General features: G+C 57.2%; 14 protein-coding genes and 1 pseudogene. 5 read left to right on the top strand and 10 right to left on the bottom strand.

Going from position 1 to position 14,043, the window contains the following annotated elements:
- Positions 1-2 precede the first annotated feature (2 nt).
- The gene (locus ACWPM9_RS03485; RefSeq protein WP_484756762.1) at positions 3-1,277 is read left to right on the top strand and encodes an O-antigen ligase family protein; all 1,275 of its coding nucleotides are present in this window, start codon (positions 3-5) and stop codon (positions 1,275-1,277) included.
- Positions 1,278-1,391: 114 nt separating this feature from the next.
- On the opposite strand, the pseudogene ACWPM9_RS03480 reads toward ACWPM9_RS03485, so the two are convergent.
- The 3 genes and pseudogenes from ACWPM9_RS03480 to ACWPM9_RS03470 form a co-directional block, all read right to left on the bottom strand.
- Positions 1,392-1,517, bottom strand: a pseudogene (locus ACWPM9_RS03480) (BA14K family protein); the annotation flags it as partial.
- Positions 1,518-1,814: 297 nt separating this feature from the next.
- Complete coding sequence (locus tag ACWPM9_RS03475; RefSeq protein WP_428187556.1) at positions 1,815-2,516, bottom strand: Crp/Fnr family transcriptional regulator; 702 nt, start codon at positions 2,514-2,516, stop codon at positions 1,815-1,817.
- A 194-nt stretch (positions 2,517-2,710) separates the two neighbouring features.
- Positions 2,711-2,983, bottom strand: coding sequence for a hypothetical protein (locus tag ACWPM9_RS03470; RefSeq protein WP_484757698.1), 273 nt, complete (start codon positions 2,981-2,983; stop codon positions 2,711-2,713).
- On the opposite strand from ACWPM9_RS03470, the gene ACWPM9_RS03465 reads away from it, so the two are divergent.
- Positions 2,864-3,163: a FecR domain-containing protein gene (locus tag ACWPM9_RS03465; protein ID WP_484757587.1), complete on the top strand. Its 300-nt coding sequence runs from the start codon at positions 2,864-2,866 to the stop codon at positions 3,161-3,163. The genes ACWPM9_RS03470 and ACWPM9_RS03465 overlap by 120 nt on opposite strands.
- Complete coding sequence (locus ACWPM9_RS03460) at positions 3,160-5,010, top strand: CHASE2 domain-containing protein (protein ID WP_484756761.1); 1,851 nt, start codon at positions 3,160-3,162, stop codon at positions 5,008-5,010. Before ACWPM9_RS03465 ends, ACWPM9_RS03460 begins: the two co-directional genes overlap by 4 nt.
- Before the next feature lie 95 nt (positions 5,011-5,105).
- On the opposite strand, the gene ACWPM9_RS03455 is transcribed toward ACWPM9_RS03460, so the two are convergent.
- The 6 genes from ACWPM9_RS03455 to ACWPM9_RS03430 all read right to left on the bottom strand — a co-directional run bounded on the left by ACWPM9_RS03455 (position 5,106) and on the right by ACWPM9_RS03430 (position 10,789).
- A complete protein-coding gene (locus tag ACWPM9_RS03455; RefSeq protein ID WP_484756760.1) occupies positions 5,106-5,402 on the bottom strand; it encodes a hypothetical protein in 297 nt (98 codons plus the stop codon).
- Between the two features lie 180 nt (positions 5,403-5,582).
- A complete protein-coding gene (locus ACWPM9_RS03450) occupies positions 5,583-6,077 on the bottom strand; it encodes a GNAT family N-acetyltransferase (protein ID WP_484756759.1) in 495 nt (164 codons plus the stop codon).
- Positions 6,078-6,301: 224 nt separating this feature from the next.
- A complete protein-coding gene (locus ACWPM9_RS03445; RefSeq protein WP_484756758.1) occupies positions 6,302-7,501 on the bottom strand; it encodes an ABC transporter permease in 1,200 nt (399 codons plus the stop codon).
- Complete coding sequence (locus tag ACWPM9_RS03440) at positions 7,498-8,430, bottom strand: ABC transporter permease (RefSeq protein ID WP_484756757.1); 933 nt, start codon at positions 8,428-8,430, stop codon at positions 7,498-7,500. The genes ACWPM9_RS03445 and ACWPM9_RS03440 overlap by 4 nt, the downstream gene beginning before the upstream one ends.
- A gap of 10 nt (positions 8,431-8,440) precedes the next feature.
- A complete protein-coding gene (locus ACWPM9_RS03435) occupies positions 8,441-9,532 on the bottom strand; it encodes an ABC transporter ATP-binding protein (protein WP_484756756.1) in 1,092 nt (363 codons plus the stop codon).
- Positions 9,533-9,646: 114 nt separating this feature from the next.
- Complete coding sequence (locus ACWPM9_RS03430) at positions 9,647-10,789, bottom strand: extracellular solute-binding protein (RefSeq protein WP_484756755.1); 1,143 nt, start codon at positions 10,787-10,789, stop codon at positions 9,647-9,649.
- A gap of 296 nt (positions 10,790-11,085) precedes the next feature.
- Between ACWPM9_RS03430 and ACWPM9_RS03425 the strand changes: the two genes are divergently transcribed.
- Both ACWPM9_RS03425 and ACWPM9_RS03420 read left to right on the top strand, forming a co-directional pair.
- Positions 11,086-11,826 carry a sulfite exporter TauE/SafE family protein gene (locus ACWPM9_RS03425; RefSeq protein ID WP_484756754.1) on the top strand — a complete coding sequence of 247 codons (741 nt, stop codon included), beginning with the start codon at positions 11,086-11,088 and terminating at the stop codon, positions 11,824-11,826.
- A 19-nt stretch (positions 11,827-11,845) separates the two neighbouring features.
- The gene (locus tag ACWPM9_RS03420) at positions 11,846-12,598 is read left to right on the top strand and encodes an SDR family NAD(P)-dependent oxidoreductase (protein WP_484756753.1); all 753 of its coding nucleotides are present in this window, start codon (positions 11,846-11,848) and stop codon (positions 12,596-12,598) included.
- Between the two features lie 36 nt (positions 12,599-12,634).
- Here ACWPM9_RS03420 and ACWPM9_RS03415 read toward each other — a convergent pair whose 3' ends face one another.
- Entirely contained in the window at positions 12,635-14,017 is a 1,383-nt protein-coding gene (locus ACWPM9_RS03415) for an aminotransferase family protein (RefSeq protein WP_484756752.1), read from the bottom strand.
- Between the last annotated feature and the right edge of the window lie 26 nt (positions 14,018-14,043).

The raw sequence follows: 14,043 nt of genomic DNA, 5'->3' as shown, positions 1-14,043 counted from the left end.
TGATGAGGATCGCCAAAAGTCATCTCGTGGACCCCGAAAGAAACCAGTTCTACGGCATTGCCGCCGTCGCATTCTCGTTTTTCATCTTCGCCTATTCCACGCGGTTTGGCCAGATTTCCATTCTCGCCTATTATGCAGTCTGGTTTCCGCTCGTACTGGTGGATTACCGCCGGGCACTCGGAAATTACCTTCGCTACGGATGGTTGTTCGCCTTTGCCATTTTTTGCTTCCTGTCGTCCTTCTGGTCGATGGCGCCATCGGTCTCGTTGCGCGCATCCATACAGTATTTGACCCATGTCATCTGTGCACTGATTGCCATGCGCGTACTGGTGCCGCGAACGCTGGCGCTGGGCGGTGTTGTGGGATGCGCAGCGGTGCTTCTCTACTCCCTGCTGTTTGGCCGTTATCTCTATGACGTGCTGGACGGCAGCTATTCTTTCGTGGGCGCGTTTTCATCGAAAAATCAGCTCGGTTTCTTCGCCTCTCTCGGAATCCTGTTCTCCTATGGTGCAGTGATGATTTTCCGCGAGCGGGGCCTCTGGTTCATCGGCACATTAATGGCCGGCCTGCTCTCCTGTTATGCCCTCATGGCATCGAAGTCAGCGACATCAGTCTTGACCACACTTGCGGTGATCGGCTTGAGCCTTGTCATGCAGATGAGCCTTTATCTGGCTCCCCGCCAGCGGCGCGTGCTGTTTGCTGTGGCAATTGTTTTTGGCGGCGCGCTGGTGACGGCATCGCTGCAATTTGGTGTCATGGACGCCGTTTTGGGCGCTTTCGGAAAGGATTCGACCCTCACGGGCCGAACCTATCTATGGCAGCAGGGTATTTTGGCCGCAAGCGACACACCATGGTTCGGCGTCGGCTATCAGGGCTATTGGGTGCAGGGCTTTGCAGAGGCTGAACGTCTCTGGAACGATTTCTACATCGCGTCCCGCAGCGGCTTTCATTTCCATAATACCTGGATCGAAACCATGGTTGAGACCGGCGCGCTTGGCACGTTTATGCTCGCACTCGTATTGCTGACCTCGCTGCTCGGCCATCTGCGCCGTTTCCTGATGTTGGAACGCAGCGAAAGCGCATTGCTGTTCTTCGCCATCTCGGCACTTCTGCTGGTCCGTTCCTTCGTGGAGATCGACATCATTTTCTCCTATCAGATAGGCTCTTTCCTGCTCTACCTCGCAGCAGGAAAGCTGACGATCGCTGAACGGCAGAACCTCAAGCTCTTTCCCTTACGTCGGCCAATGCCTGCATATGCGGTGACGCAGCTCGGCTAACCGCAAGGGCTCCACCTGCCACCCATTGAAAGCCCGCACCATTGCAACTGAAAAAGCCCCGGCGAGTTGCCGGGGCCTGTTGCGCCCTATTTTCAAAGCTGTAAAATCGACAGCTCAGCCCCGGAAGAAGGGCGAAATGCAGAGCTTGCGTGGGCCGTTGAACGGCTGGAATGTGTTGTCGTAGTCCCGATAGCTGCGGTAATTGCTGTAACACCAGGCGACGTGCTGAGAACCGTATTTCGAGCGGACGATAATCCTGTTGTTGTAATGATTATGGTGGTGGTGATGGTGACCACGAATATGGAAGCCAAAGCCGCCAGCCGACGCCGTGGTCGCGGTAACTGCGGAAGCGGCAGTTGCGATTGCAGCGACAGTCATGATGGAAAGAATGGTTTTCTTGAACATTGCAGATCTCCTTTGGTTTTCCTGTGGCGTCGTTTCCGTCCGCCGATGACCAAAACCTAAGGGAAACCGTCCGGCCCCGCCTGTGATGTTCGACACAGCAGAACGGGGCCTGCAGCAAAACCTTTCGCGTCCTCACTCTCCTTCTGCAAGATCTCCCAGTTTCTCCCGATCGCGCAATATCAACCAGCCATCCTTGAGCTCCACAAGACCCGCACTCTGCCACTTCTTCAGGCAGCGGTTCACATTCTCGCGTGTGTTGCCAATCATCTTGGCAATTTCGGACTGGGAAAGCGACAGTCGGCTCAAGGGCTTGTCTGCACTGGCGGGTGCGGCGACCGTCAAACGCAACAACAGTCGCGCAAGACGAGAGGGAAGATCTAGAAACGCAATCTCGATCATTCGCTCGTCCGAACGCCTCACACGCTCGCACAACAGTTCAATCAGCTTGATCGAGAGCTTGGGATTGCGCTGAAGGATATCCAGCAGGCTGCGGCGCTCCACCACCACCAGTGCACAATTGGTCAACGCACGGACATTGGCCGACCGCTCGCCGCCATCCAGCAAGGCGATTTCGCCAAAAACCTCGCCGGCGCGAAGTTCCGACAGGGTCATGTCCCGTCCACCGGGCGTGACGATATCGACACGCACGCTGCCTTCGGCAATGGCCATCATGCTTTGACCGGCAGCGCCCATTGTGAAAATTACCTCACCTGCCCGATAGCGTTTCACATGAGCAAAGGACGCGAGTTCACGCTTGCTCTGCTCGTCCAATGCCCTGAAGATAAAGCTGCGGCCGAGAAGTTCTTCCTTGTTCAAACTCTGATCGTCGCTCATTAAACAGGTCCGCGTTTTTGTGTGTGTTGCCCGTCACCGTATCGATGGCGGACATGGAAATAACTGCAATAATGTTGTCGCAACTTTTAAGGCAGCAAGCCTTCTTTGTTAAACCAAGAGAGAGAGTCATGCGAACAGGAACTGTCAGAAAATTCCTGGCCCCGATTTGTTTCCTCATTTTGTTGCCATCAGTGTCATTCGCGCAAGGGAACGGTGCCTGCACGCAAACCCAACTCGGCGATCCACCGCGTATTGTTTATCGGTGTGAAAGCGGTCTGGTTGTCGAGGCGGAGGCTGCTGCTGCCCTGCAGATCGAAGGGCAGCAGGACCAGAACAGACCCGGTGAAATGCGGCTGGACAGCGACGCTGCATTGATTGAGGTCAAGCCAGGCAATGGTCCGTTCCAGATATTGACGCCGCATGCGATCGCGGCCGTGCGCGGGACGATTTACGCTGTCGACGTCCATGACGACATGACGTCGGTTTTCGTCGTAAGAGGTGGGGTGTCTGTCTCAAGACCGGATGGCTCTGACACCGTTTTACTCGGCCCCGGACAAGGCGTTAACGTTTCCGATGGCCAACCCCTGGTTGTTACAACATGGCCCCAGGCCAGAGTAGCAAGCCTGATGGCCCGCTTTGGCCGATGAGATCACGTCTTCCGGTCTGGCTTCTGATCGCCCTGTTGTTGGCGGGCGGGCTCTGGGCGACATGGCTCGGAACACGTCACCTCGACGGCACGGCGAGCATTCTCGATCGAGCCGAAACCGTCCTGCTGGATCTCAGAATTCAGATCAAGGGCGGACGGGAACCTCCGGACGACGTCGTGATTGTCGCAATTGACGATGAGACGCTCGCGCATTCCAACAGCTACCCGATAGACCGGGCCGATCTCGCCCGCCTGCTGGACAAGGTGCGAGAAGCCGGGGCCAAAGCTATGGGCATAGATGTGCTTCTTCTCGGCGCGTCCGATCAGAAGTCCGATACGGCTCTGGCAAAAGCGCTGGCCTCGCTACCAACCGTGATCGCAGGTGCAGCGCAGTTCAAGACCGACAACTGGTACAGTGGCTACGTGCCTGCGCCGGATAGCGTGTTGCGGCCCCTGCCCGCCTTGGCGAAGTCAGCCGCCATTGGCCTCGTCAACGTCGCGACGGATTCCGGCGGTACGCCAAGACAGATACCGATGATCTTCAAGACGGCTGTTGGCCCTGAGCCCTCACTCGCCTTGCGTGCCGTCGATCTCTACCTGGACACAGCACCCACACTGGCATCGGAGGGGTTACGTTTTGCGACCCATGAACAGCCACTGGATCTGGGCTGGCACCTGCCGCTCAACTATTACGGCCCGGCAGGAACAATCCACACGGTCAGTGCGCAGTCACTGTTTGACGGATCGGGTCTTATTCCAGAAATCGCGGGAAAGCTTGTTCTTGTGGGCGTGACAGCAACAGGCGTTGGCGACCGCTTTGGAACGCCATTCGATCAGATCCTCCCCGGGGTCGAGGTGCTGGCAACCGGCGCCTCCAACCTGCTGGATGGATCGGCACTCATCCGTGACACCTCCATTCGCACAGTCGATATGATCGCGGCGATTGCGATCACCCTCATCGGCATGCTGACAGTCTCTCTGCTACCGCTCGCCACCGCCTCAATTCTTTTTATCCTGATCATTTCAGGTTGGCTTGTTGCGACCTCCATTGCATTTGCCAGCAATTATTGGCTGAGTGGTGCTTTGCCTCTTGCCGCCAGCATACCGCCGGTCATTGCTCTGGCCATCATTCGCCAGATCTTCGTGCGCTATGCGATGCTGCAACTCGAGCGAGCCAAGGCAGCACTGAGCCGCTTCCAATCACCGGCCATTGCCAGGCGCATTGCCGAAGATCCGTCTTTTCTGCGAACACCGACCGAGCAGCAAGCAGCCATCCTGTTCATTGACCTGGCCGGCTATACGGGCCTCAGCGAACGCCTTGGACCGGTGAAGACCCGTGACATGCTGAAGGCGTTCCACACCATCGTCGTCAATGAAACGAGCAAGCATTCCGGTCTCGTGATGGACTTCATGGGCGACGGCGCGATGATCGCCTTCGGAATTCCGGACGCAACAAACAAAGATGCTGGAAATGCCGTCAATGCGGCCTTCGACCTTGCCAACGCCGTGTCCGACTGGATCGCCCAATCGGGCCTGTCGCAAGATGTCAGCAATGTCAGGGTTGGCGGCCATTTCGGCACTGTTGTCTTGTCGAGGCTAGGTCATGAAAACCAGCAACAGATTGCCGCCACTGGCGATTGCGTCAATGTGGCCAGTCGTCTGCAGGACGTCGGCAAGTCGCATCAGGCTTCAATTGTCCTGTCGGACGACCTTTTCGCTGCTGCACAGCAAACGCGCATGGTCTCCAGAACGCCCCCGCGCACTGAGACCGTGGCGATACGCGGTCGACAGAAAGACCTCGACGTGGCCCTTTGGACTGCAGCCCAGGCTGCAAATCGCGGCGGATGAAATCTCTCCCCATTGATAAAGCAAACCCGCAAGAACAAAGCCGCCCTCCAGCGAAACTGGAAGGCGGCCTATAGGCATCTCATTGCGCGAGTGCGTTAGAGACGAATGATCGGGCAACCGTGTTCATTGGCGAAGACCACTCTGACAACATGGTTATGACGGAAGCCCTTGACGACAACCTTGTGGTCATTGAAACGAACCACATGCGCATTGCGGACTCCAAAGAAGCGCGCAGTCCTGACAGCCTTGAACGGTGTGCAGGCGCTACCGTGAAAGCCGACATTGCTGTGAAACTTGAAATGTCCCGCAGAGGCCGCAGGCGCAGTAGCGACCAGCGCGGACGTCACGATGATGGCAGCGGTGGCAACAGAGGCAATGGATTTATTGAACATGGTCGGTTCCCTATGGCTTGCGCAGAGGCGATGTGGCGTCTGCCGATAACCACACCATAGTCAGCTCCGATCACCTCACCTGTGTCGGGCAGCACACCCGCGCGAAGGGAGTGCCGCAAGCCGGGCGGCCACGACACGTCACCGAAGCCAAGGCGAGTGATTTTGCGATTGCGGACATGCTCAGTTTTGCTCGGCTTCAGCGAATGCCTCGAATTCCTCTCCCTTGACCATATGGATCTGCTCATCGCGGGAATGCGAAATACCGAGCCGTTCGTAGAAGCTCTGAGCCTTGGTGTTTTCGACGTCGACAGACAGGCGCAGGTAGCGCGCGCCCTTACGCCGTCCTCGGCGTGCTGCCTCGCACAACAATCGCTCTCCGACGCGTCGGCCCCGAAACGCCTCTTCCACAAATAGGTCCTGTACATAGACACCCCGTTCGCCGCGCCATGTGGAAAAACTGGCAAAACTCAGACAGAGCCCGGCAAAGACCCTGTCGACCTCGGCAATCAGCGTCTCGAATGCCGGATCCTTGCCAAAACCGTGGCTCAGCACATCCGGAACACTGGCCACCATTTTTTCTTCAGTGCCTCTGGAACGCGCCAGCGAAACGAGTGCCTTGTGGATCAACTCTGCGTCGCCCGGCCCCGCTACCCTGATCGTAACCTCGTCAGCCATCATCGCTCCTGAACAAATTTCTGTCATCACCAACCGGGCGCAGCATATGGCATGCTTCAACCGCAACCGCCACCTCCTGTCGGTGCGGATTAATGAGAGAATTGCAGAGCTCAACATGAATAACGTCTAGGACGGCGAGACTAAGGACAAGGCAAAATTAACGTTCCGTCGCGCGCATCGCTGCACTCAAGCGGCCATACGAAAGGTTGAGATAGAAAGCAGTCCTAATTGTTGCCCGTCAGATTGCCCGGCGCGAAAACGCCGCCGAACGGGGAAGCCGGCTTTTCCTCCACGGTCGGAGCATTGTCGGCGGGCGCCAGATTACCGGGAGAGAATATACCGCCATTTGGTTTTGCAGCACCCGGCGCAGCAGGTTCACTGCCTGGCTGCGCGTCGCCTGGCACGCTGCGTTGCCGCTGCTCTTGCTCTTCTTGATAGGCGCGTTTGATCTTGTCGATATTGGCCTGGCAAGCACTGGAATCATATGACGTGACCCAACTGACCGCACCGGCACAAAGGGCCAGAACGATTGCAATGACACTCAATGGATGAGTGGCAAGGCGAACAACCGGACGTTCCAGCGGTGAAACCGGCATCTTCACGTCCTTCATCGACTGATAGCGCTTGGCATTTTCAAAGATGATCGCGCCAACAAGCGTGAAGCCGACAATGATAACAGCCACCGCCGAAATAGAGGGGTCCAGGCCGTAGCGCACCTTCTGCGCCAGCACCGTGGTGAAGGTACTATCCGCGACGATGGTAAAGACGGTGGTGTTGTAATTTTCCATCGATGCAAGGAATGCCAGCACGGACGCAGACAAAATCGCCGGCATCATGAAGGGCAGCAACACCTTGACGAAAGCCTGCGTCTGGCTTGCCCCCATATCCAGTGCTGCTTCGGTAAGTGTCGCGTCAAACCGCTGGAGACGCGACAGGAACACCAGCATCGAATAGGCCGAAATGAAGGTGACCTGTCCAACGACAGTCAGGAACATGCCGTCATAGAACAGCGTGTCATAGGCAGCACCGAAGGCCGTGCCCAGACGATCCCAAAAGATCAGCGTGGACAGACCTATCACCACACCAGGCATCAGGATCGGCGCGATAAAGACGGCATACATGGCCGAACGTAGATTGGGGCCGACCTGGCTCAGCACCATGGCAGCCGCAAGCCCGATCGGAACGGCAATCAGCACCACGCCGACACCGATGATGACGGAATTGCCGAGTCCGACCAAAAGTTTTTCGTCAACAATCAGCTTGTGAAACCAGTCAGCGGTCAGACAGTCCCAAGGGGAAATCCGCGGAAAGCCGGACGAGTTGAAGGCGGTGATCACCATCACCAACAATGGCCCGAACAGATAGAGAAAGAACAGGATCAGGTAGAGAGCGCCGGATGTACCGAATGAGCGAGTTGCATTCATCGTCCGATCTCCCCGATGGAGACCTTGAACACACGCATGACCATCAGTACGAACAGGATGCAGATGAACAGCAAGATCACCGCATAGGCCGATCCACGTGGCCAGTTACCGCCGCTGTTGAACCATTGGTAGACAATCTGGGTGAACCAAAGACTGGAGGGACCACCGAGGATCTGTGGCGCGGCAAGTGCTCCGGCCGTCAGCATGAATACCATGGTCGAGCCCGAGGCGATGCCGGGCTTTGCATAGGGAATGACCACACGGCGATGAACCTGAAGCCAGCTGGCCCCCATATCCCGCGCCGCCTCGATCTGATTGCGATCAAGGCTCTCCATCGCATTGTAAAGCGGAAAGATCATCAGCAGGATGTAGGCATAGGACAGACCAGCATAGAGCGCGATATTGTCGCCTATGAAGTCGATCGGGGTGTCCCAGAAGCCCAGCGACATGCCGAACCCGTTAACGACACCGGTTGCGCCAAACAGAATACGGAAAGCAAACGCCCTGAGGATCTCGTTGATCCAGAAGGGAACGATCAAAGCCAGAACCAGCAGCCGCTTGGAGCCGCCCTGGACACTCTGCGCCAGCAGGAAAGCCACGGGATAGCAGATCGCCAGGTCGATAAGCGTCACGAACACCGCAGCGCCAAGCGTCTTGAACAGAACAGCAATATCCAGCGAATTGAAACTGCTACCGCTCATCTCGTTGCCAAGCATGAAATAGCGATATTGCTCAAGTGTGTAGACGTCTTCCGGCCCGCCGATCTTCGGCGGCGGCAGATTGTGGCGGAACGAGTAGTCGAACATTGTCAGTTGCGGCAGCAACACCAGCACGAAGATCCAGATCGACACTGCGACCATGAGGTAGATTGCCACCGGCAAACCATTGCGTTGCGCAAAACCTGAGAAGAAGTCCTTGATCCCTGCCATGCCGAGACCCTTACGCGCTGGCCAGATGGCCGACCGGCAATGCGGTCGCCATCTCGGGCGCAAATGACATCGTGACAGGAGCACCCGGAGCGGTTCCCGGCTGATGGGACCCGACCTGCGTGACGCGCATTTCGCGATCGGCACTCTTCACGATCAGATGTCGCACCTGCCCTTCGAACTCTTCGCGCAGCACGGATGCATCGTAAACATTCATGGTTGCAGCACCATTGAGCGCAATGCTCTCAGGCCGCACAAAGACATGACATGCCTCACCCACCTTCAATTTGTGCCCGCGTCCGGTGGCATTGACAGTTGCTGGCGCCCCGAGCCCGACATCGACAGTCAGGCGGTCGCCATCATGGGCGAGAACGGTACCGGAAAGGCCATTATTCTCTCCGACAAAACTGGCGACAAAGCTGGTGGCTGGCTGGTCATAGACTGTACGCGAATCCGCAACTTGCTCGATCCGTCCCTTGCTCATGACCGCAACGCGGTCCGACATCGTCAGCGCTTCTCCCTGATCGTGGGTGATATAGATGAAGGTGAGACCAACCTGCTGCTGGATTGCACGCAACTCACGCCGCATATGCTGGCGAAGTTTCAGATCCAGTGCGGAGAGCGGTTCATCAAGCAGCAGAATATCCGGCTCAACGGCAAGCGCACGGGCGATGGCCACACGTTGCCTCTGCCCACCCGAAAGAGCACTCACTTTCTTGTCGCCCTGCCCCGGCAAGGCAATCAATTCCAGCAGTTCATCCGCTCGCTTACGCCGCGTCTTCTTGTCGACGCCACGAACCTCGAGCGGGAAGGCGATATTGTCTGCCACCGTCATCAATGGGAATAGTGCCAGGTTCTGGAAGATCAGCGCCGTCGGCCGCTTGTTGGGACCGATGCCCCGCATATTCTGGCCACCGATGCGGATTTCGCCCCAACTGGTATCTTGAAAGCCCGATATGCAGCGCAGCAAGGTAGTTTTTCCGCAGCCTGACGGCCCTAGAAAGGAAAAGAACTCTCCGCCATTGATTGTCAGATGCGCGTCATCGACGGCGGTGTAGTCCCCGAACGTCACCGAGACATGATCGAGCGTGATGTCTTTGGTCATCCAATACTCCAGAGAAACCGGAAGAGGCACGACGCCAGTGCTGCGCGAAAAGACCCCACAGCGGTGCCATCGAAAAATCCCCGGCCGCAGGTGCAGCCGAGGATATGGGCTTCATCAGGCGCTGAGGAACTTGTTGGTAAACTCGGTGCGCGCATCGGCATACCACTGAGGTTCAGCGGGCCATGGATTGAGATTGGCCAGAGCCTCGCCCGGATAAGCGTCGGCAAAGTTCTTTGCATAGGCCTCGCCGGCAAATTTATCGGCGCCGAGCACAGGCGAGTTGTAGCCATGATGATCGATGGCTTCGCCAGCATATTCAGGGTTATAGGCGTATTTCAGGAACTCATAGACCTGATCGACGTTCTCCGCGCCAGCTGGCAGCGCCATACCGTCGACCCAGGCCATAGCCCCTTCGACAGGAGCGGCATACATGACCGGCTCGCCAGAGGTCTTCAGCGCCAGCGGAGGACCGTCCCAACTCTGGCCGACGATCACGCCTTCATTGAGTAGGCCGTTCTTCTGCGTATCGGCGTCGTTCCAGATCAGCTTGATGTTCTTCTTGCGCGCAGTCGCCCAGTCGACGATCTTGGTCCAGATCGGCTGCATGGCTTCCGGCGATTCATAGGCCTTCCAGACAGAACCGGGCTCAAGTTCACCGATGGTCTCCATGTAAAGACCGGCACCCAGCAGCATGGAGTGCCCGCGCCCCATGGTCTTGCCGGCATTTTCATCCTTCCACACGTCGCCATAGCTTGGCAGCGGACCGTCAGGCTTGAACTTGTCGGTGCGCCAGGCAATGCCTTCGGTGCCCCAGATATGTGGAACCCAGTAAGCCTCGCCTTCGGTGAAGGCCCAATCGGTTGTGCCGATCTTCGCCATGGCCGGATTGACCTTGTCGATGGCCACCTTAGACATGTCGAACGGCTGCAGGATTTCCAGCGGCTTCCACTGCAAGGAGCGGTTGTTGGTCGGCGACACGATGTCGAAGCCGCGGCCCTTGGTAGCCTTCAGCTTGTTGATGATCTCTTCGTTCGAACCAATGCCGGTATAGTTCACCGTAATGCCGGTACCATCCTGAAACGTTTTCAGAAATGTCTCCGGCAAATAGTCGGACCACATCAGAATGTTGATTTCACCGGAGGATGCGAGAGCCTTGGAGCTGATCACCGCAGGTGCTGCGAGTGCTGTCGCAGCCAGAGCGCCGCCCTTGAGCATCTTGCGACGACTAATCGATCCTTTGAGAAGGTTATTGGTCATTTGCGTTCCCCTTTACGGCTCTTTTGAGCCTTGTAGATTTGGCAGCAGGTGACGCGACACGCGGCGACCGCCGCATATCCGCCTGTCCCACACGGCTTGAGTAAAGGGCATGCTGCACTGCAATGATAGAGCCAAGCGAGCCTTTCTATGGTGCCAGTCTGGCGTGTGGCCCCACCGCTTGCCCGTTCTGGATCTGTCACAGTTGATCTTCAATCCTTAAGACTGGTCACCAACCAGCATACGGATGAAGTCGTGTTCGCGCTGGCGGGCATTCAGTCACCAGCAAGGCAGCGCGTATGGATTTGATCTTCAATGGAGCAGTAACAGTCGGGGCGGCGGCATTTCGTGGTCTCACCGGCTTTGGCTATGCGCTGATCGCGGCAATCGGACTGACAGGTGGCCTGGCCCCACAGGTTATGGTGCCCCTGATCCTGATCAACGATCTGGTTCTGACCGTCATCATTCTAATTGACCGCAAGCAAGGGGCAGTGGACTGGCCGGTTGCCCGCACGCTTCTGGTCGCCGGTTGCGCGGGCGCATTTTGTGGAGGCTATCTTGTCGGTTACATTGATGAAAGCACCACCAAGCTGATGATTTCAGGCATCGTCTTCATCGCAGCCCTGGTCGCCATGATCCACGAACCTCCGCGATGGCTTTCTCATCATTGGCTGGGTATCGGCTGCGGTTTCATCGTCGGTGGCCTTCTCGCAGCCTTTGCGGTCGGCGGCCCACTTGTCGCTGCATGGTTGCTTGCTGGAGGAACCAGACGCGAGACAACACGCGGAACCCTTGCCGTTTTTTTCGGTGCCGTCGACCTCTTCAGCATCATCAGTCGTGCTTTGCTGGGCCAGATCGGAGAAGGACTGCCTCACCTCGTCATGATCTACTTGCCCATCACACTGGCCGGCTATGCCATCGGCCACCGGATTGGACCGAAACTCGGACCGACAGCTTGGCGCCGCGTTTCCGCCGGCGGCCTGTTGTTGATTGCCATCGCCGGCGCAATCCAGACATTTCGCACACTCGTTCAGTTTTAATACCCGAAAGGATGAAAACATGCCCAAGACAGCACTGATCACCGGTGCCACAGCCGGATTCGGCAAGGCCATTGCCCGACGCTTCGTCAAGGAAGGCTGGAACGTCATTATAACCGGCCGTCGCAAGGAGAGACTTGAGGAACTGGTTGTTGAACTGGGCGGACCAGACCGCGCCCACGCGCTGGCCTTCGACATTCGCGACGAAGCGGCCACCGAAGCCGCGATGGTCACGCTGCCAGCAGCCTTCAGTCAGATCGATGTCCTCGTCAACAATGCCGGCCTGGCGCTCGGCACCGGCCCGATCCAGAATTGCGACATCAATGACTGGAAAACGATGATCGACACCAATATCACCGGCCTGGTCACGATCACCCGGTTGCTGATCGACAGGTTGATCGAACGCAAGGCACTGATCGTCAATCTCGCCTCGATCGCCGCCAACTGGCCCTACCCCGGCGGCAATGTCTATGGAGGCACCAAAGCTTTCGTCCAGCAGTTTTCGCTGGGCCTGCGCTCCGATCTTGCAGGCACTGGCGTTCGCGTGACCTCAATCGAGCCCGGTCTGTCAGAAAGTGAATTTACGCTCGTTCGCACCGGCGGCGACAAGGCCGCCTATGACAAACTCTACGGTGGAGCAGACCCGCTTCAGCCGGAAGATATCGCCGAAAGCATATACTGGGTCGCTTCGCTTCCGGCTCATATCAATATCAACGCCATCGAGATCATGCCGGTCAGCCAGTCCTGGGCCCCATTCCAGATCTCCCGCAAGTGATCGCCGGCGCGGGGCCGGCGATCTGCATGGCTCCGCTCAGCCGAACACCTTTGTCAGCGCATTGTCGATAGCACCCGTCAGCGTATCGATATCGCTTGCGGTGGCAATCAGCGCTGGAGACAGGCAAAGCGTGTTGTTGAAACCGGCGATGGATCGGTTTGTGGCACCAATGATGACGTTCTGCGCCATGCAATCGGCGACCACGGCCTGAACCATTTTCTCTTCTGCCGGCTCTTTGGTCTTCCGATCAGAGACGAGTTCAGCGCCACAGAAAAGGCCGAGGCCACGCACGTCGCCGATCACCTTGTGCTTTTCCTGAAGACCGCGAAGATTGTCCATCAAGCGCTCGCCCATGGCTGTCGTATTGTCGAGCAGCCGCTCATCCTCGATAATGCGCATGTTTTCGAGCGCAGCGGCCGGACCGGCCATACAGCCGCCAAAGGTGGAAATGTCGCGGAAATAAGACATCGGATCCGTCGGATCGTCCTTGAACATCTCGAACACTCGTTCAGACGTTGCCGTGCACGAGATCGCCGCATAACCGGATGCAACACCCTTTGCCATCGTCACAAAATCGGGTTCGATGCCGAAATGCTGATAGCCGAACCACTTGCCGGTACGACCGACGCCACAGACGACCTCATCGATATGCAGAAGGATGTCGTAGCGCCGGCAAATCTCCTGGACGCGTTCCCAGTAGCCTGCCGGAGGCGTGATCACACCACCGCCAGCCGTCACCGGCTCAAGGCACAGAAGGCCGATCGTATCCGGCCCTTCGCGCAGAATGACCTCTTCGATCGCATCGGCTGAGCGTTCGCCATAATTGTCGATTTCGCCATACTGGCTACGATATTCAAGGCAATGCGGCACCTCGATGAAGCCCTCGGGCAACGGCCCGTATTGATCCTTGCGCTGCCCCTGCCCTCCAGCCGCGAGACAGCCGAGCGTCGTGCCATGGTAGTCCCGATCGCGATAAAGGATCTTGTTCTTGCGGCCACCATGATGACGATACGACATCTGCCGCACCATCTTGAATACCTTCTCATTCGCCTCTGAACCGGAATTTGAATAATAGATGCGCGTGAGACCGGGCATTTTCTCGATCAGTTGCTTGGCAAACAGCGCACCCGGAATAGAGCCTGCGGAATTGGCAAAATAATTGAGTTTGACCAGTTGCTCGCGCACGGCATCGGCAATGCTCTCCCGGCCATAGCCTACGTTGACCGTCCAGACACCGCCGGAAACACCATCGAGAAATTCTCGACCAGTGGAATCCCACACCCGCATCCCCTTACCCTCGACGAAGATACGCGGATCGATTGTCTCGAACGTCTTGTGCTGGGTCAGGTGATGCCAGACATGTTCTTTATCGGCTTCGACCACATGCCCGATGTCGTTGATGTTCGCGGCGATGCCCATGATAATGCTCTCCTTGGCGCGCAATT

The organism is Agrobacterium sp. H141 (assembly GCF_057158725.1).
This window is presented reverse-complemented; position numbering and strand designations above follow the sequence as displayed.

Bases quoted from the DNA above. Each gene is read 5' to 3' on its own strand.
- ACWPM9_RS03485 (WP_484756762.1), top strand. From the start codon at position 3: ATGAGGATCGCCAAAAGTCATCTCGTGGACCCCGAAAGAAACCAGTTC.
- ACWPM9_RS03475 (WP_428187556.1), bottom strand. From the start codon at position 2,516: ATGAGCGACGATCAGAGTTTGAACAAGGAAGAACTTCTCGGCCGCAGC.
- ACWPM9_RS03465 (WP_484757587.1), top strand. From the start codon at position 2,864: ATGCGGCTGGACAGCGACGCTGCATTGATTGAGGTCAAGCCAGGCAAT.
- ACWPM9_RS03470 (WP_484757698.1), bottom strand. From the start codon at position 2,983: ATGGACGTCGACAGCGTAAATCGTCCCGCGCACGGCCGCGATCGCATG.
- ACWPM9_RS03460 (WP_484756761.1), top strand. From the start codon at position 3,160: ATGAGATCACGTCTTCCGGTCTGGCTTCTGATCGCCCTGTTGTTGGCG.
- ACWPM9_RS03455 (WP_484756760.1), bottom strand. From the start codon at position 5,402: ATGTTCAATAAATCCATTGCCTCTGTTGCCACCGCTGCCATCATCGTG.
- ACWPM9_RS03450 (WP_484756759.1), bottom strand. From the start codon at position 6,077: ATGGCTGACGAGGTTACGATCAGGGTAGCGGGGCCGGGCGACGCAGAG.
- ACWPM9_RS03445 (WP_484756758.1), bottom strand. From the start codon at position 7,501: ATGAATGCAACTCGCTCATTCGGTACATCCGGCGCTCTCTACCTGATC.
- ACWPM9_RS03440 (WP_484756757.1), bottom strand. From the start codon at position 8,430: ATGGCAGGGATCAAGGACTTCTTCTCAGGTTTTGCGCAACGCAATGGT.
- ACWPM9_RS03435 (WP_484756756.1), bottom strand. From the start codon at position 9,532: ATGACCAAAGACATCACGCTCGATCATGTCTCGGTGACGTTCGGGGAC.
- ACWPM9_RS03430 (WP_484756755.1), bottom strand. From the start codon at position 10,789: ATGACCAATAACCTTCTCAAAGGATCGATTAGTCGTCGCAAGATGCTC.
- ACWPM9_RS03425 (WP_484756754.1), top strand. From the start codon at position 11,086: ATGGATTTGATCTTCAATGGAGCAGTAACAGTCGGGGCGGCGGCATTT.
- ACWPM9_RS03420 (WP_484756753.1), top strand. From the start codon at position 11,846: ATGCCCAAGACAGCACTGATCACCGGTGCCACAGCCGGATTCGGCAAG.
- ACWPM9_RS03415 (WP_484756752.1), bottom strand. From the start codon at position 14,017: ATGGGCATCGCCGCGAACATCAACGACATCGGGCATGTGGTCGAAGCC.